We start from the raw sequence: 22,623 nt of genomic DNA, 5'->3' as shown, positions 1-22,623 counted from the left end.
GGAAAACCCGGGACGCTTCAGTTCCTATCGTAGTGATCGGCAAGGCATTCGCCTCGCTCGTTATCTGGTTCGCGCTCTGCAAAAGCGTGGGGCTGCGGCCGAACTGATCGATGCTAAGGAAATTGGACTTCCGATGCTTGATCGCATGTATAAGGAATATCCTGAAGGCGAGGCTCCTTCCAATCTCCACCAGCTTGCGGGGAAGATCCGCGCGGCAGACGGCTTCCTGTTCGTGTCAGGCGAATATAATTGGGGAATGCAGCCGGGGCTCAAGAACCTCACAGACCACTTTCTCGAGGAATGGTACTGGCGGCCAGCCGCAATCGCTAGCTATTCTGCGGGACGCTTCGCTGGGGCCCGGGCTGCGACGGCATGGCACGGGACGCTCTCCGAAATGGGCATGGTGGTGATTTCCAGTGCGCTAGCGGTCGGGCAAATCGGTCATGCACTCGATGCGGACAGTAATCCCGTAGGCGACGGCGGCGCTGCTCTTGAACGCGCCTTTCCCCGCTTCGCCGATGACTTGGTTTGGTGGATTGAGGCAGCGCGAAACCAGCGGGCGAAAACGCCGCCACCCTATTGATGAAACCTTAGTAAGATCGACCCGGGCGAACGCAGCGAAGTCCGGGAAAAGCGGGTTCCTGCGCCGCCGTACTCATTCAGTTAAAATGGCAAGGGTCGACCACACACGGTCATTCAACAGCGGAGGCGCTTCGGCAGCTGCGATATTTAGCTGCCGTTCGTCGGCTGTTCACCATTGCTCCCGAGGTTGCGGCCACAGCGTATTGTCAGCGCAAATGGACAAATCGTCTCGCTGCTCATTCTCGCATGACAAAATGAGCAGCCAACATTAAGGGCAAAGTCGTGCATCGACTGCGTCACCTCGTCCTTGCCAATCGGCCCTTCGCCTGCGCGGTGCTTGCACTCGCGCTGATGATGAAAATCGTCATGCCTGCCGGCTTTATGCCAACCATGTCCGGCGGCCAGATTGTGGTCAGCGTCTGCTCCGGAATGGGGCCGACGACCATGGTTATGACGATTCCGGGCCTCGGAGATGGAAAATCCGAGGACGAGGGACATCATGGCAAGGCGGAACAGCCTTGCGCGTTCTCCGGCTTGTCAGCACCGTCACTAGCAGCAGCCGATCCGGTCTTGCTGGCTGCAGCCATTCTCTTTGTCCTCGCGCTTGGCACACGGTCAGTTGTGCCGCTTGCATCGCCAGCGCCGCCTTATCTGCGGCCTCCTCTACGAGGACCACCGGCATTCTGACTGCTTATCGTCGCATGAGCGGCTGAGGGACGGGCGTGCATGGCGCACCCGTGACTGAGGCATGCCATGCACAGCGTCAGTTCGGCTTGGCAAAGGACGTTAGCTCCTTGGTCGGCTTGCCGAGGACTTTTCATGACAATTGCTGTTGCCGCATTGGGAGCCTCTGCTCCTGTGTCACTCCGTATTCACGGGCCGACAGGGAAAGCCGTGCCATCTTTTATAGCGTGGCTCCGCCAACTCCGCCGGTCGGCCTGGATTCTGATCGCTTGCTGCTGCGTCTTTCGCATCGGTGATGCGCTGCTGAACGATGCTGTCGTTCCCACAGGTGGTTCGGCTGCCGTAGCGGCGGGGCCATTGTGATGGCGGCTAAGCGAGCCGGGCCTTGGGATGCGACCGCCGAGGATTCGCTCGAAATCCGGATGACCGCGCCTCGGTCGTCGCTGCCGATCCGAGGCAAATATCTCCTGATCGCAGCAGGCATTGCGGCTGTGCTGGTCTCCCTACGCTTTGTTGCGATCGGTGCATGGCCAGTCCTCATCTTTTCGGTGCTCGACATAGGCGCACTCGCTGTCGCCCTGCACCTGTTCAATAGGTCGCCTGTTTCTGAGGAGCGGTTGAATATTCGCGATGGCCAGATTGAGCTTGTGCGCTTCGACGGGCGCGGCCGGCAGACTCAGGTGACGCTGCCCGCCTTCTGGACCCGGCTTGAAAAGACGGGGCGATCTGAAATCGACTGCGATCTCTGGCTCGTTTTCCGCCGGGAGCGTCATCGCATCGGCCAGTTCGTTTCGAGCGCCGAACGGCTTCGTCTGGCGCCACGCATCGCCGCTGCTTTGCAAGCAGCCCGCACCTAACAAACAAAACAAAAGTCTCAGGGAGTATGTCGACGTGAAAATTTCCTATCTCGCCCTCACTGCGTCCCTCCTCGCATCGCCGGCCCTCGCGCAGGATCGTGTGCCAGAAAATGAGAGGCGTGTCCGCTCCGATGACATCGTGGTGACGGCCACCCCTACCACCGAACAGGCGGGCGCCGCGATCCAGCGCACGCCGGGCGGCGTGGCAATCGTGCCGGACACGGCTTTCAAGAACACGCCGGTCCAGCACATCAAGGACATATTGGGCTACGTCCCCGGCGTCATCACCCAGACCCGTATGGGCGACGATGCTCGCGTATCGATCCGTGGATCGGGACTTTCGCGCGCCTACGGCATTCGCGGCATCGCGCTCTATCTCGACGGCGTCCCGATGAACACGTCTGACGGGCTGGTGGATTTCTTCGAGATCGATCCCAGCGCCTATCGGTACGTCGAGGTCTATCGCGGCGGCAATGCGCTGCGTTATGGGGCCAACGCGCTGGGCGGGGCCATCAATCTGGTGACGCCGACGGGACGCGATACGTCGCCGCTGGATGCACGGATAGATGGCGGCAGCTTTGGCTACATCAAGGGGCAGGCCAGCACGGGCGGCGTCTCGGGCGATTTCGACTGGTTTGCGACGATTTCGGCACAGTCCAATGATGGCTATCGTGATCACAGCAACGGCAATGCGATCCGCGGCAATGCCAATGTCGGCTATCGCTTTTCCGACAAGGTCGGGACGCGCTTCTATGTGACGGCCGCCAGAACCAATCAGCATATTCCGGGCGAGGTGAGTAAGGCATCGGCGCTGAACGCGCCCCGTGCCGCCAACCCTGTCTGGGTCGCCCAGGATCAGCAGCGCAACGTCGAGTCGGTTCGCATCTCCAACAAGACCAGCTTCGCGCTCGGCGATACGGCGCTGGAGGTCGGCGCTTTCTACAACTGGCGGCACGTGGATCATCCGATCTTCCAGTATCTCGATTTCACTGTCGACGATTATGGCCTCTTCGCCCGCGTCGTCGACGACCGGACAATCGGGGGCTTGCGCAATCGCCTCGTCGCCGGCGCCAATCTCCACAACGGGACGATCGATACCAATCAGTATGTGAACGCCGCCGCTACCAAAGGCGCGCTTGCTGCCTCTATGGTCGACAAATCCCGTAATCTATCTTTCTACGCCGAGGACTCGCTCTTCGTGCTACCCGATCTGGCACTGGTTGCGGGAGTGCAATATCTCGACGCAAGCCGCGACCGGCGTGACCGGTTTCTGTCCAATGGCGATCAGTCGGGCCGAAAGGATTTCAGCCTCTGGAGTCCGAAGTTCGGCCTTCTCTGGGACGCCCGGTCGGGTGTGCAACTGTTTGCCAATATCTCGCGCAGCGCCGAGGTGCCGAGCTACGACGCCAATGTCATCACGGCCGTCAATCTGAAGCCGCAACGCGCCACCACCTATGAGATCGGCACGCGAGGCGCCAGCGGGGTCCTCCATTGGGATGTGTCGCTCTACCGTTCGGAAATCCGCGACGAGCTTCAGTGCCTGACGACCGGCCCGTTCAGCGCCTGCTCGATCATAAACGCAGGCCGCACGGTCCATCAGGGTATCGAGGCCGGGCTTGATGCCACCATTCCTGTGTCCGCGTCGGGCGACACGCTGGTGCTGACCGCAGCCTATACCTACAGCGACTTCAACTTCGACGGCGATCCCAACTATGGCAACAATGAGCTGCCCGGCATCCCGAAGCACTATCTGCGGGCCGAGTTGCTCTACAAACAGGCCAGCGGCTTTTCCGCCGGTCCCAATATCGAATGGGCGCCGGGCCATTATTTCGCGGACAATGCCAACAGCCTGAAAGTCGATCCCTATGCGCTGCTGAACCTCAAGGCCGGGTTCGATCTGGCCGAGCACTGGTCGCTTTACGTCGAAGGACGTAACCTCACCGACAAGCATTATATTGCGACGGTCGCCATCGCCGGTGTCGCCGGTGCCGATGCGGAAATCTTCAATCCCGGAACTGGTCGTGCCGTCTTCGGCGGTGTGCGCTTCACATGGTGACACGCAACCAGTCATCCGCGACCCCGGGAAGCCACGCCTATCGTACGATCTGGCGATGGCACTTCTATGCCGGGCTGTTCGTGCTGCCCTTCATACTGATCCTGTCGGTCACGGGCGCAATCTACCTGTTCAAACCGCAGATCGATCGGTGGCAGGAGCGCGCTTACCAGGGGCTGGTCACGACCGGTACGGTCTCTCCCGACAGGCAACTGTCCGCCGCCATGGCCGCCAGTCCCGGCGTGCGCTTCAACTATTACCGCCTGCCCGAGCGACCGGGCGATGCAGCGATGATCCATGTGATCGGCGTCGATGGCGCGCAGCGTGACATCTTTGTTTCGCCGCAGGGCAAGGTGATTGGCGAACGCGATCCTTCAGCGAAGATCTCCGAGACTATTGCCCGTATCCACGGCTCGCTGCTGATAGGATCATGGGGTGACTGGCTGGTCGAACTGGCGGCAAGCTGGACGATCGTGATGATCCTCACCGGCCTTTACCTCTGGTGGCCGAGGCCTTTTCGATTTGCCGGAACTCTGTGGCCCCGCCTGTCCCTCAAAGGGCGGCCGTTGCTCAAGGATATTCATCGGGCAACCGGCTTCTGGCTCGCCGGCCTTGTGCTCGTGATGCTCGCCAGTGGCTTACCTTGGGCAGGCGTGTGGGGGAGCACGTTCAAATGGACCCGCACAGAGCTGGGTCTGGTCAACGGACCGCAGGACTGGAAGGTTGGCGCAGAAGGCGGCCACGCAGGGCATCACTCGGGCATGCAGATGGCCATGCCGGCGATACCCGTAAAAGCTGGCTTGCCACTGTCTGTGTTCGTCCAGAAGGCGAAGGCTGAGCATCTGGCCTTTCCGGCAATCATACTTCCACCGCATGCGCCGCAACGCTTTGGCCCGCCTACCGGCAATGAGTGGACCGCCAAATCCGAAGCGCAGAACCGCTGGCTCGGCCGACAGGTCACTTACGACCCCGCCACAGGTGGCGAGACAGGGCGCCGAGGGTTCGACGATCAGCATGTGATCGATCGGATCGTAAATACCGGCGTCGCGTGGCACGAAGGGCAACTGTTTGGCTGGGTGAACCAGCTGATCGGTGTCCTGACGGCGATCGCGCTGATCGCGGTGAGCATTCTCGGCGTCCTGATGTGGCTGAAGCGGCGACCGCAAGGCAGCGTCGGTGCCCCGCCTGTCGTCGAAGGAAAGGCCAGGGGCTGGATGATCACCTCGCTTGTGGTGCTTGCCCTCCTGCTCCCGCTGTTCGGCGCTTCACTGATCTTTGTCCTGGCGGCTGAATGGCTCTGCCGCCGATCCATCCTGTCATCCAGATCCTGACCCCCAAGGAGATTGTACAATGCGTTTTGCCTTCCCCCTCATCATGGCCAGCACAGTCCTCCTGTCGCCGGGAGTGGCGCTGTCGCAGTCGGCGACCTCGGCCTCGGCACAGCGGACAATGGCATTCAGCTTACCGCCTTTGCCATACGCCGCCGATGCGCTTGAGCCAGCGATTGATGCCCAGACGATGACCATCCATCACGACAAGCATCACCAGGCCTATGTCGATACGCTCAACAAGGCTGTAAACGAAAACCCCGCGCTCGCGGGTCAGTCGCTCGAACAACTGGTCGCCCGCGCCGGGACGCTTCCTCCCGTGGTGCGCAACAATGCCGGTGGGCACTGGAACCACAGCTTCTTCTGGCAAACGATGGCGCCGCTGGCGCAGGCAGGTCAGCCATCGGGAGCGCTGAAGGTGGCGATCGAGCGTGATTTCGGTTCTCTGGATAAGTTCAAGGCGGCGTTCAAGGCCGCTGGAACTGGCCGCTTCGGGTCAGGCTGGGTGTGGCTGATCGTCGGCAAAGACGGCAAGCTCGCGATCACCTCCACGCCTAATCAGGACAATCCGCTGATGGATGTCGCCGATGTGAAGGGCGTTCCGATCCTGGGCAACGATATGTGGGAGCACGCCTACTATCTCAAATACCAGAACCGCCGCGCCGATTATCTCGATGGCTGGTGGCAGGTCGTAAACTGGAAGGCGGTTTCCGACCGCTACGCGGCGGCAGCAAAAGCCCTCTGATTTTCCCGCATCGACCATTTGCTCGACAAAGGAGCCAGACCATGACCCGTCATATGTTCACCGCTATTGCCATCGCCTCTCTTGCTGTCCCCGCCTCAGCCGAGGTGGTTCGCAAGAATGAACTGTCCATCGCCGAACCCTGGACCCGTCAAACCGCGCCCGGACAATCTGTTGGAGGTGGTTTCATGACCATCTCCAACCGCAGCAGGAATGCCGACAGGCTGGTGAGCGCAACCTCGCCTGCCGCGCAGAAGGTCGAAATCCATAGCATGACCATGGATGGCGGCATCATGCGGATGCGGCCTGTCCCGGATGGCCTGCCTGTCACTGCCGGTGGCAAGTTAGAACTGAAGCCTGGCGGTTTTCATATCATGCTGATCGGTCTCAAGGCGCCGCTTGCGCTCGGCAGCAGCGTGCCGTTGACCTTGCGCTTTGCCAAAGCGGGCACTGTGACGGTCCAGCTCAAGGTCGAGCGCGTCGCTTATGGCATGGAAGGTGGCCATGACGGACATTGAACCGAAGGACAGACCTTCCGTATCAGCGCGCCCACGCCGTACGGAATTCATCATCATCGGCCTAGTGGCGCTGCTGCTCGGCGTGGTTGGGGTGCTGGTAGCTGCACAGCGCTGGACCGGGAGTGCGCCGACGGCAGCGGTTGCAGTGGGTCCCGGCGGGCCGTTTATCCTGACTGACACGAAGGGCCGAACCGTTACCGACCGCTCGATGATCGGTAAGCCCTATGCCATTTTCTTCGGCTTCACCCGGTGCCCCGACGTCTGCCCTACGACCCTCAGCCGGATGACCCAGTTGCGCAAGCAACTCGGGCCGGACGGCATGAAATTCAACATCGTCTTCGTCTCGGTTGATCCCGGCCACGACAAGCCGGAAGATATTGGCAATTACCTTAATCTGTTCCCGACGCCGATCATCGGGCTCACGGGATCGGACGCCCAGATTAAGCAGATCACTGACGCATATCGCATCTATTTCGCCAGGGTGCCAGTCGAGGGCGGGGACTACACGATCGATCATACAGCGGGTGTCTTGCTGTTCGACCAGCGAGGTAAGTTCGTCGATATGATGGATCCGACCGAACCGCCCGCGACCAGCGTCGACCGGCTGCGCAAGCTGATCGATGCCTAGCAGGTCTCTGGCGCTCTTGCCGTTTTGCCTGGCAGCGGTAAGCGCGTGCATCCCAAAAAGCGCGCTCGACCGCGATCAGGTGCGCGGCGCTATCGTGCAAAACATTGGCGTCAATGGTTCGCCAGTCGCAGTCGAACGTATCTATCTCAGCGGCGACTATGCGCTCGGCTTCTGGTCGCAGGGCGAACGGAAGGGCGACATCGTGCTTGCACGCCGGTCAGGTCGGTGGTCGCAACTGCTCTGCGGTAATGGGCCGATCCGCAACCAGGCCCAATTGCAGCGTGCCGGCGTGCCGGACTTCGCGGCTGAAATGCTCGTCAGACAGATCCGGGAGAGCGACTGACTGCCGCAAGCCCATCAATCAATCCATTTTCAACATGGCCGGCCTAGTCCGGCGCCGGGGGGTAACATGACACCTAAAATTCACACCCAACTTCGTCTTTCTACCGCCATGTTGATGGCTCTGTGCATCGCACAGGCTGCCCATGCCCAGACACCGCAGAATGATGGCGAGGCAAGCTGGACCACCAGCACCATCGTCGTCACGGGCAACCGCGAAGGCTATGCGGCGCCGACCTCATCTTCTGCCACCCGCACGGACACGCCACTGATTGAGGTACCGCAGTCGGTGCAGGTCGTCACCCGTTCGCTCTTGCAGGAGCAGGATCGCCGCACGCTCGGCGAAGCGCTGGTCAATGTGTCGGGCGTGACGCCGACGCGATCGGAGGAGAACCTGTTCATCCCGCCGATCCTCCGAGGGTTTCCGGGTGAGGTCTATCTCGATGGCCTGCCGATCTTCGCGGGTAACCAGCAGGCCTATGACCCAAGCAGCCTGATCGGCGTCGAGCGGATCGAGGTGCTCAAGGGGCCAAGCGCCACCCTCTATGGGGGCGGTCTCGGCACCCCGCTTGGCGGTATCATCAATGTCGTGACCGAGCGGCCATCCGACGAAACGGGCGGATTTGTGGCGATGCGCGCCGGCAGCTTCTCGACATGGAACCCTTATGGCGACATCAACTTGGCGCTCTCGTCCGGCATTTCGGCACGGGTTGCGGGCGAGTATCAGAGCAACAAGAGCTGGATCGACAAGGTCGGCGGCGAGCGCTGGTCTATTCAGCCAAGCGTCTCTTTCCAGATCGACGCGGACACCGACCTGCTTCTGCAGGGGCAGTTCAATCGCCGCCGCCAACTGGAATATTCTGGCCTGCCTGCCGATGCGGCGCTGGCTGGGATCCTCGATCGCAATGCCTTTCCCGGATCGCCGATCGGCCAGCCCCGCACGAGAAACGACAACGACATGGGCACGGCGACGCTGCGCCATGCCTTTTCGGATCGCGTCAAACTGACCGTCACCGGCCGCTATTATGACAACAACGTCGATGAGAGCGGGAGCTTCGTCTATCCCGGCCTGGCCGGGACCGGCACCGTCGCGCCAGACTATGATGTATTTCCGATTACGATGGTCAACCGCACCAAGGAGGCGACCATCGACGCCAATCTGGCCGTGAAGGCCGATATGCTTGGCGGCGAACATATCCTGCTCGTCGGCGCCAACTACGACTGGACCAGCTTCTACAGCGCAATGGGCCTGTTTGTCAGCGACAGCCCATCCGGCACGATCGACCTCTCAAATCCCGCCTATGACCTGCGCTACACGCCCCAGACCCCGGTCAACAGCTACACGGACGACCGCTTCGAGACATTCGCCTTCTATGTGCAGGATCAGGCGACCTATGGCAGGCTCCATCTGACCGGCGGCCTGCGCGTTACCTCGCTGAAGTTCATCGAGAACAGCAATATCGGCGTGGCCAACGACAAGACCTATGCCCACGTCTCGCCCCGGATCGGCGCGACCTTCGACGTGGTGCCGGGCATTGCGCTGTTCGCGGGGTATGCGACAGCGTTCCGCGCGCCGTTCGGGTTCATCGGCATGCAGGCGGGAAAGCCCGAGACCTCCAGCAATATCGAGGGCGGTGTGAAGCTGGCGCTGCCCAAGGCCGGGCTATCGGGTACGATTGCCGCCTTCCGGCAGACCCACGACAATGTCGTCACGGCCGATCGGGATAATGTGGGCTTCTACATCCAGAGCGGGCGACAACGCGCGAGCGGCGTGGAAGCCGATCTGGTCTGGGAGCCGACCCCGGCTTTCTCGCTGCTGGCAAACTATGCCTATACTGATACCCGCGACGATGGCGTTGCCCCCGGCGACTCGCTAGCCCGCGTGCCCAAGAGCAGCGGGCGGGTCGCAGCGCGCTATCGGATACTTGATGGTCCTGCAAAGGGTCTGTCGTTTGGGGCGGGGATCACCGCCTTCACCGCGCGCGAACTGACGCTGCCCAACAGCATCGCGGTTCCCGGATATGCCGTGGTCGATGCGCAAGCCTCCTATGACGTCGGCCGGTTCTTCATTGCCGTGTCCGTCGTCAATCTCGGCGGACGGAAGGCCTGGGATCCCCACAGCTACCTGGGCTATCCGGTCGTCTCGCCCAATCAGCCACGATCGGCCTTTGTCACGGTCAAGGCACGCATTTGACGATGGCGACATTCATGAAACATCTGGGAAGTGCGGCGTGCCTCGTGATGGCGGCAGCCATGCTCACCGCGACTATTGCTAGGGCGCAAACGACAACGGGCGGGGAGATCATTCCGCTCTACCCCAAGGGGGCAGTCGCTTCGCTGGGTGTCCCGGAAACAAGGGACACGCTCGAAACCGGCGAGACGATGATCTTCAACGTCAGCGACCCCACGCTGGAGATGTTTCGACCTGATGCCGGACAAGCCAACGGCACAGCGGTCATCGTTGCACCCGGAGGCGGTTTCGTTGGTCTCGGATATGAAGCTGGCGGGACGGCTATCGCTCGTCAGTTCGCGCAGCGCGGCGTCACCGCATTCGTGCTAAAATACCGCACGATCAAAAGCCCCAATGACGCCATGCACATGCCCGAAATCCATATGAAGGAGATGGAGGGCATCATGGCGCGGGCAAAGAGCGGCGTACCTGAGGAAGTGCCACCCTTCGCCGGCGAGAAACATGCGGTCGAGGACGGTGCACGTGCGCTGGCGATCGTGCGGCAACGCGCTGCTGGATGGGGCATCAATCCCCAGCGTATCGGGTTCATCGGCTTTTCATCGGGTGCATTCCTTGCCGCCGATCTCGCCATCGGGGACAAGGCGTCACGGCCTGATTTTGTCGGCCTGATCTATGGCGGACTCCGCACGCCGGTTCCCACCGATGCGTCGCCCGCGTTCATTGCCGGCGCCGCGGACGACGAATTTATGCCGAACGATGCTGTCCAGCTCTATACCGCCTGGCGGAAGGCGGGTGCTGCTGCTGAGCTTCATATCTATGAGCGCGGCGGACACGGGTTCGATCTGAAGCCGAAGGGCACTACCAGCGACCACTGGTTCGATGAACTGATCTGGTGGATGCAATCTCGCGGGTTGATGGCGCGGGGTATGCGCTTACAGAAAGCGGGATGACCCTGGGGTCGCGCATCCGCCAATGACGGGTTTGGGCGGCACCCGTCATTCACGGTCGCCCTTAAGAACGGCCGCTTCGTCCCACGACGCCGCGTTCGGCTTCTGGAAGCACGCGACCAAAGCAGGTCGATCATCATAAAGACAGACGATGTCAGGATCGGACGAAAGCTGCCATCTAGATGATAAGGCCGCGCCAGACGCTACTAACTGCAGCTGGAGAAGTGTTCGCATCGCTGGACTTGGCCATGGTCCGGACCAGTCGATGCGCGCGTTAATGGCGTCAATGCGTGATTGCGGCTACCGGCCTGATCGGACTCGGTGTGCTCAGCCTTAGGTTTCCATCGACGCAGGGCCTGAGGATCGACGTCAACGGATCTCGGCTTGCAATGATAAGGGGAGGTGGCGCCAGGCCTGCATGTCGACCTGGCGCCAGCCATGTCTACGATTAACGTTTCGCTCAAAGGTCGAAAGCGACGGTCAGCCCGTAGGTGCGCGGGGGCTTTACGAAGCCGATCACAGGCGAGCCCAGAATCGTCGTAGCTACCTGCCCCGATGCTCGTATCGTCTCGTTTCCGATGTTTCGCACGAAGCCGGTCAACCGCAGCCCGCTGTCCATGCGATAGGTGACATAGGCGTTCTGCACATCATAGGCAGCCTGTGACATATAGTTGAGGTTGAAGGGTGAGAAGAACACCCGGTCGGACCAGTTACTCTCGCCCCTGATGGTCAGCGAACCACCGGGCACGTCGAAGCTGTACTGAGCCGACAGGTCGATCGTGTAGTCGGGGGCTTGGGGTAGTGCGTTGCCCGAAAGGTCGAACGCGGGCACCCCATTCTCGTCGACCGTGGCCCCATCGCCCCCCGGCCGGGCCTGGTCGGCCGTGATGTAGCTCTTGAATCGCGCATGGAGCCAGCTGGCATTGAGGCCGATGATGAGGTCTCGAACAGGCTCGAGCGTCAACTCGCCCTCAATGCCGTAGATTTCGGCCGCAGCCGCATTTTCGAGGACGAGAAGCTGACCTTGGACCTTTCCGACCTGGAGGTCCGAATAATCATAATAGAAGCCGGAAATGTTGGCGCGCAGATGACCATCCAGCAGGGTCGACTTCAAGCCGACCTCATAGGCGTCGACCTTCTCCGGATCGAGTGCTGGCCCGGCAGATCCAAGGTTGAAGGTGCCTGCCTTGAACCCCTTCGAATAGGAGGCGTAGACCATCACCTTGTCCGCGATGTCGAAGTCGACACCGATCTTGGGGGTGAAGGCGTTGAAGCTCCTGGCCGCGTGATGGATTGGACCGCGAGGACCGTTGGCCGCATCATAGAGATCGTCGAAGTTGAAGTCGGACTGATCCGCCACCTTCTTCCTTTCCCAGCTGTAGCGTGCACCCAGCGTCAACCGGAGCCGGTCCGTGACGGAATAGCTGTCCTGGGCGAAGACGGCGGCTGCGTCGGTCTTCAGTCGTCCGCCTGAGTAGAAGCCCTGGACGAACAAGTCCGGCCCACCGACAGCGCGAAGATTGAGCGGCCCCTTGATGAACCCGTCGATATTCTCATGCATGTAGAAGGCGCCGACGACCAGCTTGTGGCGGTCGGTGTTCAGGTTGAGCTGAAGTTCCTGGGAATATTCGTCCGAAGTCTCGCCGAAGTCGATCGGAAAGAGGTTGACGCCAACTGGGTTGAGGTCGCTCTCCACCAGGAAGTCGCTGCTCCGGTAGGCGGAGAGGGAGCGCAGGGTGAGGCTGTCCGTCAGTTCGTAGGAGATGTCTGCACGCGCCCCCCAGAATTCGGCGCTATTGGACGGATGCCGTTGACGAAGGGCAAGGGCGAGGAATCGGCAAAGCGGGTCAGCGCCGGAGTCGCTTCATTGGCGAACCGCGAGGCGGCATATTTGGAATGCCGGATCGTGATCTCCTCGAATTGCTCGACGCCCCACAGATTGCGGTTTTGGCACACGGCACGCAGGTAGAAGCTGGCGATGCCCAGCGTCTTGGCGCCCACTTCCGAGTTCCAGCAATAGAAGCCCCGGAAGTAGAGGTCGGGCGAACCGTCAGGCAGCTTGCCGGCCTCGATCGGATTGAGATCGTCGACCAGGAACAGGAAGACATCGCGGTCCGAGGCGTAGAGCGTCGTCGTGTCTTGGGTGACGTCGACGCGTGGATTGTAGATCCCGGTGGACCAGTCGAGCACGCCAGGGACTTTCCAGCGCGTATCGCCAGTGCCGTTCCCGGCGATGCGCTGCACTGCCGAAACCAGCTCGTGGTCATGGATGCGACCATAATCCGGGCCGGTGACGGCGCGCAGTTCAGTCCGGCCATCGTCGGTTTCGAGCGTCTTCACCTGCTCGGCGCGGTGCGAGGTGAGACCATATTGCAGGTTGATCCCGGCAAGCGGGGCTGGAAGCTGGCGCAGATAGGCCGCCGGGGCGCCGACCAGACTGGCAAGTTGGCCGAAGCTCCAATGAGTGGGCGCCACCGGCCGGTCAGAGCCGGGCAGCATCAGGGCGAGGCGTTCGGCATCGTCGCGGCTCGCTTCCACCCGGATCGCAGCGCTCTCGATCGTCCGGGTCCGGCTCCTCTCGGCGCGGCCATGGACGGCGGCAAACAGGTCCGACAGCGAGAGATAGCGTTCATCGGCCGGACGAGAAAACCACTCCGAGGACACGCGGCCGACGCGTTCCCCCCGGCTTACATCAACCTTGTAACCGCCAGCGCCTTGGCGCGCGGCGTCCAGAACTTGCACCTGAGTCATGGGACATCTCCATGACGGGCGCCGGGAGCCTCTCTCCCAGCCCTCAACCCGTCACGGAAAATTCCCTCGGACCTCTACCTCTCGCGGGATGAGATCACACGCTTCGAACGACGTGACGCCGGAGCGGCGCACTGTGAGGCGATATCGAATCGCTGGCGGGCGGATCGCCGGTGAGAGGCCTCGGTATGGTTGGTGTCTTAGGCGGATGCGGTTGGAAAGGCCCGCCGATTGCACGCCAGAGATGCCCGGGGATGCGGTCCCGGCATATTACGTCCTTATTACTTTGCCCTTTTGACAGGTGCGCGTAATAAGATTTTCCGTCCCAGCGGATTTCTAAATGGCTGATTTTCGAAGGAAAACTGGAGCGGGCGAAGGGATTCGAACCCTCGACCCCAACCTTGGCAAGGTTGTGCTCTACCCCTGAGCTACGCCCGCTCTGGCGGCCGGAGGCTGTGTTCCTCTCGGCGGGTGGCGGCGAACTAGCAGCGGTCTGCCATGGGGGCAAGGGGAGAATTGCAGAAAAGTGAAATTATCCTCCCGTAAGGATAAAAGTCACATTAGTTCAGCAGCTTGCCGCCAGATGGGCGGCGTCCAGAAATCTGGAGCTGGATTGCGTCATGGGATCGATCGCCGTTCGCGCCGGCTTTTCACCTTACCCAAAACGCTCTATCGTCATGCCACCAGCGAAACTTTTTGACGCGGCGGATCATTTCGCGCCGCGCTTCGTAATCATCGACAGATTGAGAGGGACGGACCAGCCATGACATCCGATCATGTTACCCGCCGCGGGCTTTTCCAGGGCGGCGCAGCGCTTGCTGCGGCGGCTCCCCTTGCCACGCAGGTGAACGCCGCGCCGTCCGCTCCTGCCAAAAAAGGAACCCCGATGACGCCTGTCGAACTCACCGTGAACGGCCGGGAAGTCCATTTGCAGCTGGACCCGCGCACCAGCCTGCTGGATGCCTTGCGTGAGCATCTCAAGCTTACCGGCACCAAGAAGGGGTGCGATCATGGCCAATGTGGCGCGTGCACCGTCATCGTCGAAGGGCGACGCATCAACAGTTGCCTGACGCTCGCGGTGATGCATGACGGCGAACAAGTCACCACGATCGAGGGGCTGGGCACGCCCGAGGCCCTGCACCCGATGCAGAAGGCATTTGTTGTCCATGACGGCTACCAGTGCGGATATTGCACGCCGGGTCAGATTTGTTCGGCCGTGTCGGTGCTGGAGGAAATCAAGGCGGGCGTTCCCAGTCATGTTACCGAAAATCTCGATCGGGTCGCGTTCAGCGAGGACGAAGTGCGCGAGCGCATGAGTGGCAATATCTGCCGCTGCGCAGCCTATTCCAATATCATCGCCGCTATTAGCGATGTAGCCGGGGAGTCCAAGGCATGAAGCCTTTCACTTATGAACGCGCCAACAGCGTGGAAGCGGCTGCAAAGGCCGCAGCCTCAGTCCAGGGCGCGCGCTTCATCGCCGGTGGGACCAATTTGCTGGACCTCATGAAATTGCAGATTGAAACGCCGACCCATCTGATCGACGTCAATCGGCTCGGCCTCGACCGCATCGAAAAGACGGAAGAGGGCGGCCTGCGCATCGGCGCGCTTGTGCGCAATACCGATCTTGCGGCGGACACAACCGTGCGCCGCGATTATGGCGTGTTGAGCCGCGCGCTGGTCGCGGGCGCGTCGGGCCAGTTGCGCAACAAGGCGACGACGGCGGGCAATCTGCTCCAGCGCACCCGTTGCCCCTATTTCTACGACATCCGCATGCCCTGCAACAAGCGCAAGCCCGGCAGCGGCTGCGGCGCGCTCAAGGGCATGAGCCGCAGCCTCGCGATATTGGGCGTCAGCGATGCCTGCATCGCCCAGCATCCCAGCGACATGGCAGTGGCGATGCGCCTGCTCGATGCGCAGGTCGAGACGATGGGGGCCGATGGGACGAAACGCGCGATACCGATCGCCGATTTCCACCTGCTTCCCGGCGAAACCCCGCATAAGGAAACGGTGCTGAATGCGGGCGAGATCATCACCTCGGTGACGCTGCCCAAGCCAGTGGCGGGCACTCATGTCTATCGCAAGGTGCGTGACCGCGCCTCTTATGCCTTTGCGCTGGTTTCGGTCGCGGCGATTTTCGGCAAGGACGGAACCGCCCGGTTCGCTTTCGGCGGGATTGGCGCCAAGCCCTGGCGCACGGCGGAGGCAGACGCCGCCGCGAGCGAAGGCGCGAAGGCGGTGGCGCAGGCCGCGCTGGCCGGTGCACGGACGACCGAACATAATGATTTCAAACGACCGTTGGTCGAAAGGACGCTGGCGTCGCTTTATCGCCAGCAGGAGGCACGGGCATGAAGTTCGATACCCCAGCAGGACCGAACCCGATCGACAAGGGGCGCGTCATCGGCGTTGCGCATGACCGGATTGATGGCCCGGCCAAGGTGACGGGCACGGCAGCCTATGCCTATGAACGTCACGACGCCGCGCCCAACGCCGCCTATGGCTGGATTGTCGGGTCCGCCATTGCCAAAGGCCGGATCGCCGCCATGGATCTGACCGCGGCGGAAGCGTCGCCTGGCGTCCTGGGGATCGTGACCCACGCCAACGCCGGCAAACTGTCGAAAGGCAATATGAATACCGCGCATCTGCTGGGCGGCCCGCAGATCGAACATTATGAGCAGGCGCTGGCGCTGGTCGTTGCCGATACATTTGAAAATGCGCGCGCCGCCGCGGCCCTCGTTCGTATCGACTATGCGCCGGAAGATGGCAAATTCGATCTTGCGGCCGAGCGGCTGAACGGCGTCATTCCGCCGCAGGGCTTCGGTGGCCTGGCCGATACCAAGGCTGGCGATTTCGACGGTGCCTTTGCCAAGGCGGCGGTCAAGGTCGAACAGACCTACACCACGCCGGATCAAAGTCATGCGATGATGGAGCCCCATGCCAGCATCGCCGCCTGGAACGGCGACAAGCTGACGCTGTGGACATCGAACCAGATGATCGCCTGGAGCGTGGGCGACATGGCCAAGACATTGGGCATTCCCAAGGAGAATATCCGGTTCGTGTCGCCCTATATCGGTGGCGGCTTCGGCTCCAAATTGTTCCTGCGCGCTGATGCGTTGCTGGCGGCGCTGGGCGCCCGTCAGGTGGGCCGGCCCGTCAAGGTGGCGATTGCCCGCCCGCAAATCCCCAACAATACGACGCACCGGCCAGCAACGATTCAGCGCATCCGGATTGGCGCGGACAAGGATGGTGTGATCGACGCGATCGCACATGAAGTCTGGTCGGGCGACTTGCCGGGCGGCGGCGCGGAAACGGCGGCGCAGCAGACGCGGCTGCTCTATCGTGGTGAAAACCGTATGACCGCGCACCGCCTGGTCACGTTGAACCTGCCTGAAGGCAATGCCATGCGTGCACCGGGCGAAGCGGTCGGACTGCTCGCGCTGGAAGTCGCCATGGACGAACTGGCAGAAGCCTGCGGCGTCGATCCGGTCGAACTGCGCATCCGTAACGATGTGCAATTCGACCCCGAAGCCGGGCCGCAACGGCCATTTTCAAGCCGCAAGCTGGTGGAATGCCTGCGCGCGGGTGCGGATCGTTTTGGTTGGCAAAGGCGCAATCCCAAGCCGGGCCAGGTCCGTGACGGCCGCTGGCTCGTGGGCATGGGTATGGCATCGGCCTTCCGCAATAATCTGACGGAAAAGTCGGGTGCCCGCATCGGCGTGGACGGCAGTGGCAAGGTCATCGTCGAAACCGACATGACCGACATCGGCACCGGCAGCTACACGATCATCGCGCAGACCGCCGCAGAAATGCTGGGCGTCGATCTCGATCAGGTCACGGTCCGCCTGGGCGACAGCCGCTTCCCGGTGTCGGCCGGGTCAGGCGGCCAGTGGGGCGCCAACAGTTCCACCGCTGGCGTCTATGCCGCCGCTATGGCGCTGCGCGCCAAGCTGGCCGAAAAAGCGGGCTATGCGGCCGAGCAGGCGCAATTTGAAGATGGGCTGGTGCGAATGGGCAACCAGTCGCAGACCTTGGCGTCGCTTGCCGGCGCGCAGGGGCTGTGGGCCGAAGACAGCATGGAATATGGCGATCTCGACAAGAAATATGCGCAGGCGACGTTCGGTGCGCATTTCTGCGAGGTCGGGGTCGACATGGACACCGCCGAAGTCCGTATTCGCCGCATGGGCGGCGCCTTTGCCGCAGGGCGCATCCTCAACCCCAAATCCGCGCGCAGCCAGGTGATCGGCGCGATGACCATGGGCGTCGGTGCTGCGTTGATGGAGGCGTTGGACGTCGACACCCGTTTCGGCTTCTTCGTCAACCATGACATGGCCGAATATCAGGTGCCCGTGCATGCCGACATCCCGCATCAGGACGTCTTGTTCGTGGACGAACTGGACGACAAAAGTTCACCGATGAAGGCGAAGGGCGTGGGTGAACTGGGCATTTGTGGTGCGGGCGCTGCGGTGGCCAACGCAATCTACAATGCCACCGGTATCCGCCTGCGTGACTATCCGCTCACTATCGACAAATTGCTCAAGGCGCAGGCCGCCTGAGCTAGTCGTCCTTGGTTTCGGGCGCAGTCGAGTAACAGGGCAAGCGCGCTTCCTGCTCCTCGACCGCGCTCGACGCTGGCGGCGCGCTCACACGAAGTTCGCCGCCACCTCGGCCGGTACGCGCAGGATTCGGCCCGATGCTTTGTCAATGATCGCCCAGGTGGATTTGGCCGCCACCTTCACTTTGTCATCCGGACCGATAAACTCGATCATCCGGTCGAACCGCGCCCCGCGCGGACCTTCGGGTATCCAGGTGCGCGCTGTCACCTTCTCCCCTTCCTTCACATTGCCGCGATAGTCCACTTCGTGACGGGTCACGACCCAAATATAGGCTTCGACATGGGCAGGATCGGCGTCCTGTCGCCAATGCTCCACCGACACCTGCTCCATCCACTGCACCCAGACGGCATTGTTCACATGGCCGAGTTCGTCAATATGCTCGGGCAGCGCGGTGATCTGTTTGGTGAAGCTCGCCGCCATCAGCCCTTCACCCCCAATTGCCAGAGAATGAAGGCGAACTCCTCGGCCGTTTCATGCAGGCTTTCGAACCGCCCGGATTTGCCGCCATGGCCAGCGCCCATATTGGTCTTGAGCAGCAGGATATTCTCGTCCGTCTTCGTTGCGCGCAGCCGCGCCACCCATTTTGCCGGCTCCCAATAGGTGACGCGCGGGTCGTTCAGACCGGCCGTCACCATCAGCGGCGGATAGGCCTGCGCTTTGACATTGCCATAGGGATCATAGGATTGAATGGTGCGAAACGCCTCCGCATCCTCGATCGGGTTGCCCCATTCCGGCCATTCGCCCGGCGTCAGCGGCAGGCTGGCGTCCAGCATCGTGTTGAGCACGTCAACGAAAGGGACATGTGCGACGACCGCGCCGAACAGATCGGGATCGGAATTGATGGCAGCGCCCATCAGTTCGCCACCGGCCGAGCCGCCCGAAATGCTCACCCGCCCTTTGGCGGCATAGCCGCGTTCGATCAGCCCCTTGGCCACATCGACAAAATCGGTGAAGGTGTTGCCGCGCTTGTCCAGTTTGCCGTCCAGATACCATTGCTGACCCAGATCGTCGCCGCCACGGATATGGGCGATGGCGAAGGCGAACCCGCGATCAAGCAACGACAGGCGGCTCGTCGAAAAGCCCGGCTCCATCGCCATGCCATAGGCGCCATAGCCATAAAGATGCAGCGGCGCGCTGCCATCCTTGGGAAAATCGGCGGGATAGACGATCGACACCGGGATGTCCGTGCCGTCGCGCGCCGGGATCATCAGCCGCTCGGTCGCATAGCGGGTCGCGTCATAGCCCGACGGGATCTCCTGGACTTTCAGTACTTCCAGTTCGCCCGTATCCAGATGATAATCATAGATGGTGTCTGGCGTGACCATCGATTCATAGCCGATGCGCAGCTTCGTCACATCATATTCGGGATTATCGTCCAGGCTGACCGAATAACTCGCCTCCGGGAACGGGATGCGCTTGGCTTCATGCGTCGCATAGTCGCGCAACTCGATCTGGTCGAGCCCGTCCTGCCGCCCTTCGGTCACGTAAAAATGTTTGAAGAGGGTGAAATCGGTCAGATAGAAATGCGCGTCCGGGCCGATCACTTCCTCCCATTCGCCAGGGGCTTCCAGCGTCGCCTTTACCAGACGGAAATTGGGGTGGCTGTCGTTGGTGCGAATATAGAGCGTCCCGTCATGTTCATCGACGTCATATTCGCGGCCGGGGTGCCGACCAGCTACCAGAAGCGGCGTTGCCGTGGGGTCATTGGCGGGCAGCAGCCACGCTTCGCTCGTCACATGGTCGCCGGTCGCGATGACGATATATTTTTCCGAGGAGGTAAGGCCGATGGATACGCGAAAGCCCTCGTCATCCTCGTGAAACAGCTCGACATCGCTGGCGACATCCTGTCCCAGCCAATGTAGCCGGGCATTGTCGGTGCGCCAACTTTCATTGGCGAGGCCATAGAGCAGCCCCTTGCTGTCCGACGTCCAGACCAGGGACGACAAAGTGCCGGGAATGATCTCTGGCAGCAATGATCCGCTTTCCAGGTCCTTGATCCGCGCCTCGAACCGTTCCGACCCGTTGGTGTCGATCGCATAGGCGAGGTAGCGCCCGTCCGGGCTGACCGAGAGTGCGCCAAGACGGAAATAGTCATGGCCATCCGCCAGTGAAGGTTCGTCCAGGATCAACTGGTCAGGCCCGCCCGCGGCAGGACGGCGATACCATTTGCGATATTGCGCGCCGATTTCGAAGGCGCGCCAGTAAACATAGTCGCCATCTTTTTGCGGGACCGACTGGTCATCTTCCCTGATGCGGCCCTTCATCTCCTGAAACAGCCGATCGACCAGAGGCTTGTGCGGCGCCATCGCGGCTTCGAACCAGGCATTCTCCGCTTCCAGATAGGCCAGAATTTCCTTGTTCTTGACGTCGGGGTAGTCCGGGTCGCGCAGCCAGGCGTAGGGATCATCCACGGTGATGCCATGATGGGTGACGCTGTGCTGACGACATGCGGCGATTGGCGGGGAAGACAGTGAGGATGGGGCAGGCTGCATAAGGTCGGTCATTAACTATCCATGTTCCAGACAGGGGCCGCGCTGGCATATGGCGGCGTGGCCCTCTATGTTGTCGACATTGTCGCCGGCGCAAGAGGCCGGAATGATCCAAGGAATGACCGATGTCCAGTTATGAAGATCGCCTGAAAGCCCTGCGCGCGCAGCTTGTGCGCCAGAAGCTGGACGGTTTCGTTGTGCCGCTGACCGACGAACATATGAGCGAATATGTCGGCGCCTATGCCCAGCGGCTCGCCTGGCTGACGGGATTTCAGGGGTCGGCAGGCAGCGCCGTCGTTCTGCCGCAGGAAGCCGCAATTTTCGTGGATGGACGCTATACGCTGCAAGTGCGCGAACAGGTGGATGGGGCGCACTGGCACTATGAAAGCGTGCCACAAACCTCGATTGCGCAATGGCTGAAGGATCATGCGTCGCAGGGTGCACGGATCGGCTATGATCCCTGGCTCCACACGCGCAGCTGGGTTCGGCAGGCGACCGAAGCATTGGCCGAGCAGGGAGCGGAACTCGTCGCGGTCGACACTAACCCCATCGACGCTGTCTGGCCCGATCGCCCGGCGCCGAGCGACGCCCGCCTGGTCGTGCATGATGATCGTTTTGCAGGGCGCAGCGCGGCGGAAAAGCGCGCTGCCATGGCCGATTGGCTGACATCGAAGAAGGCGGACGCCGCGATCTTGTCGGCGCTCGATTCGATCGCCTGGACTTTCAACATACGGGGCAAGGATGTCGATCGCACGCCGGTCGCCCTTGCCTATGCCATCGTCCACGCCGATGCCACCGCTGACCTTTTCGTTGCGCCGGAAAAAATGGACGATGCCGTCGCTCAGCATCTGGGCAATGGCGTGCGCGTCCATGATCGCGCCGCCTTTGCGGACGCGCTGGCGGGCTTGCAGGGCAAGAGTGTCGTCGCGGACCCCGAACGCGCTGTCGCCGCCATTTTCGAGGCGCTGGAACAGGGCGGTGCCAAGGTGCTGGCGCTCCGCGATCCGGCCGTCCTGCCCAAGGCGATCAAGAACGACACCGAAATCGCCGGGCACAAGGCTGCCCAGGCGCGCGATGGCGCGGCGCTCAGCCGCTTCCTCCACTGGCTGTCGGTTGAAGCGCCCAAGGGCGGCCTTACCGAATTGTCCGCGGCAGATCGACTGGAGGCTTTCCGCAAGGATACTGGCCTGCTGGAGGATTTGTCGTTTGACACGATCAGCGGCGCCGGACCCAATGGCGCGGTCGTCCATTATCGCGTCGAGGAAAAGACCAACCGCCCGATCGAACCCGGCACGCTCTATCTGGTGGATTCGGGCGGCCAGTATCGCGACGGCACCACCGACGTGACGCGCACCATCGCGGTAGGCGAGCCGACCCAGGCCATGCAGCGCCACTTCACGCTGGTGCTCAAGGGGCATGTCGCGCTGGCCCGCGCCATTTTCCCGAAGGGAACGCGGGGCGGGCAACTCGACATTTTGGCGCGCCAATATCTCTGGGCCGAAGGGCTGGACTATGCCCATGGCACCGGACATGGCGTGGGCAGCTTCCTGTCGGTGCATGAAGGACCGCAGCGCATCGCCACCTTTGGCGGTGGCGACGAACCGTTGGTGCCTGGCATGATTCTTTCCAATGAGCCGGGCTATTACAAGACCGGCGAATATGGAATCCGCATCGAAAACCTTGTCCTGGTGGAGCCGCGCGCCATCCCCGGTGCGGAAAAGGAGATGCTTGGCTTCGAAACGCTGACCTTCGCACCGATTGATCGCGCGCTGATTGCTGTCGACATGCTCAGCGCCGACGAACGCGCATGGGTGGACGCCTATCACGCCCGAGTGCTGGAGGTAGTCGGCCCGCAACTGGATGGCGACGCCCACATATGGCTCAAGGACGCCTGCGCGCCGCTTTGA

The 22,623-nt window shown here is 61.7% G+C and carries 19 protein-coding genes and 1 tRNA gene; 15 read left to right on the top strand and 5 right to left on the bottom strand.

From position 1 onward, the window contains the following. The 11 genes from B2V90_RS01800 to B2V90_RS01750 all read left to right on the top strand — a co-directional run. On the top strand, positions 1-583 hold a 583-nt coding region (locus B2V90_RS01800), incomplete at its 5' end, for an NADPH-dependent FMN reductase (RefSeq protein ID WP_293919491.1). Positions 584-864: 281 nt separating this feature from the next. Then, a complete protein-coding gene (locus B2V90_RS01795; protein WP_293919489.1) occupies positions 865-1,269 on the top strand; it encodes a DUF2946 family protein in 405 nt (134 codons plus the stop codon). 359 nt (positions 1,270-1,628) lie between these two features. Further along, the gene (locus tag B2V90_RS23090; RefSeq protein WP_414711566.1) at positions 1,629-2,123 is read left to right on the top strand and encodes a DUF2244 domain-containing protein; all 495 of its coding nucleotides are present in this window, start codon (positions 1,629-1,631) and stop codon (positions 2,121-2,123) included. A 34-nt stretch (positions 2,124-2,157) separates the two neighbouring features. Next, positions 2,158-4,179 carry a TonB-dependent receptor family protein gene (locus B2V90_RS01785; RefSeq protein ID WP_293919487.1) on the top strand — a complete coding sequence of 674 codons (2,022 nt, stop codon included), beginning with the start codon at positions 2,158-2,160 and terminating at the stop codon, positions 4,177-4,179. Continuing rightward, positions 4,173-5,507 (top strand): PepSY-associated TM helix domain-containing protein, encoded by a 1,335-nt coding sequence (locus B2V90_RS01780; RefSeq protein ID WP_293919485.1) that lies wholly within the window; start codon positions 4,173-4,175, stop codon positions 5,505-5,507. Before B2V90_RS01785 ends, B2V90_RS01780 begins: the two co-directional genes overlap by 7 nt. A gap of 118 nt (positions 5,508-5,625) precedes the next feature. Next, positions 5,626-6,249, top strand: a complete 624-nt coding sequence (locus tag B2V90_RS01775; RefSeq protein ID WP_293919494.1) for a superoxide dismutase — start codon at positions 5,626-5,628, stop codon at positions 6,247-6,249. 41 nt (positions 6,250-6,290) lie between these two features. Beyond that, a complete protein-coding gene (locus B2V90_RS01770; RefSeq protein WP_293919484.1) occupies positions 6,291-6,764 on the top strand; it encodes a copper chaperone PCu(A)C in 474 nt (157 codons plus the stop codon). Then, complete coding sequence (locus tag B2V90_RS01765; RefSeq protein ID WP_293919493.1) at positions 6,751-7,392, top strand: SCO family protein; 642 nt, start codon at positions 6,751-6,753, stop codon at positions 7,390-7,392. Before B2V90_RS01770 ends, B2V90_RS01765 begins: the two co-directional genes overlap by 14 nt. Continuing rightward, the gene (locus B2V90_RS01760) at positions 7,385-7,735 is read left to right on the top strand and encodes a copper uptake system-associated protein (protein ID WP_293919483.1); all 351 of its coding nucleotides are present in this window, start codon (positions 7,385-7,387) and stop codon (positions 7,733-7,735) included. Before B2V90_RS01765 ends, B2V90_RS01760 begins: the two co-directional genes overlap by 8 nt. Positions 7,736-7,801: 66 nt before the next feature. Next, positions 7,802-9,925, top strand: coding sequence for a TonB-dependent siderophore receptor (locus B2V90_RS01755; RefSeq protein ID WP_293919481.1), 2,124 nt, complete (start codon positions 7,802-7,804; stop codon positions 9,923-9,925). 14 nt (positions 9,926-9,939) lie between these two features. Then, on the top strand, positions 9,940-10,872 hold the full coding sequence (locus tag B2V90_RS01750) for an alpha/beta hydrolase (RefSeq protein ID WP_293919479.1): 933 nt from the start codon (positions 9,940-9,942) through the stop codon (positions 10,870-10,872). Between the two features lie 457 nt (positions 10,873-11,329). Here the strand turns inward: B2V90_RS01750 and B2V90_RS01745 are convergent, their stop codons facing one another. The 3 genes from B2V90_RS01745 to B2V90_RS01735 all read right to left on the bottom strand — a co-directional run bounded on the left by B2V90_RS01745 (position 11,330) and on the right by B2V90_RS01735 (position 14,055). Then, positions 11,330-12,604: a TonB-dependent receptor gene (locus B2V90_RS01745; protein ID WP_293919492.1), complete on the bottom strand. Its 1,275-nt coding sequence runs from the start codon at positions 12,602-12,604 to the stop codon at positions 11,330-11,332. Between the two features lie 14 nt (positions 12,605-12,618). Further along, positions 12,619-13,620: a DUF932 domain-containing protein gene (locus B2V90_RS01740; RefSeq protein ID WP_293919478.1), complete on the bottom strand. Its 1,002-nt coding sequence runs from the start codon at positions 13,618-13,620 to the stop codon at positions 12,619-12,621. Positions 13,621-13,980: 360 nt separating this feature from the next. Next, positions 13,981-14,055, bottom strand: a tRNA-Gly gene (locus B2V90_RS01735). 325 nt (positions 14,056-14,380) lie between these two features. Between B2V90_RS01735 and paoA the strand changes: the two genes are divergently transcribed. Genes paoA through paoC form a run of 3 tightly spaced genes read left to right on the top strand, consistent with a single transcriptional unit; the run spans position 14,381 to position 18,167 of the window. Next, positions 14,381-15,013, top strand: a complete 633-nt coding sequence (gene paoA, locus B2V90_RS01730) for an aldehyde dehydrogenase iron-sulfur subunit PaoA (RefSeq protein ID WP_228221069.1) — start codon at positions 14,381-14,383, stop codon at positions 15,011-15,013. Beyond that, a complete protein-coding gene (locus tag B2V90_RS01725; RefSeq protein ID WP_228221068.1) occupies positions 15,010-15,966 on the top strand; it encodes an FAD binding domain-containing protein in 957 nt (318 codons plus the stop codon). The genes paoA and B2V90_RS01725 overlap by 4 nt, the downstream gene beginning before the upstream one ends. Then, complete coding sequence (paoC, locus tag B2V90_RS01720; RefSeq protein ID WP_228221067.1) at positions 15,963-18,167, top strand: aldehyde oxidoreductase molybdenum-binding subunit PaoC; 2,205 nt, start codon at positions 15,963-15,965, stop codon at positions 18,165-18,167. Before B2V90_RS01725 ends, paoC begins: the two co-directional genes overlap by 4 nt. Positions 18,168-18,254: 87 nt before the next feature. Here paoC and B2V90_RS01715 read toward each other — a convergent pair whose 3' ends face one another. Further along, positions 18,255-18,647 carry an acyl-CoA thioesterase gene (locus B2V90_RS01715; protein ID WP_009822941.1) on the bottom strand — a complete coding sequence of 131 codons (393 nt, stop codon included), beginning with the start codon at positions 18,645-18,647 and terminating at the stop codon, positions 18,255-18,257. Further along, a complete protein-coding gene (locus B2V90_RS01710; RefSeq protein ID WP_228221066.1) occupies positions 18,647-20,731 on the bottom strand; it encodes a S9 family peptidase in 2,085 nt (694 codons plus the stop codon). The genes B2V90_RS01715 and B2V90_RS01710 overlap by 1 nt, the downstream gene beginning before the upstream one ends. A gap of 110 nt (positions 20,732-20,841) precedes the next feature. Between B2V90_RS01710 and B2V90_RS01705 the strand changes: the two genes are divergently transcribed. Further along, entirely contained in the window at positions 20,842-22,623 is a 1,782-nt protein-coding gene (locus B2V90_RS01705; protein ID WP_293919474.1) for an aminopeptidase P family protein, read from the top strand.

The sequence above is a fragment of the Sphingobium sp. UBA5915 genome (genome assembly GCF_002431195.1).
GTDB classification, from domain to species: Bacteria; Pseudomonadota; Alphaproteobacteria; order Sphingomonadales; family Sphingomonadaceae; genus Sphingobium; species Sphingobium soli.
The sequence above is the reverse complement of the archived record's forward strand: the minus strand, read 5'-3'. Positions and strand labels throughout refer to the sequence as shown.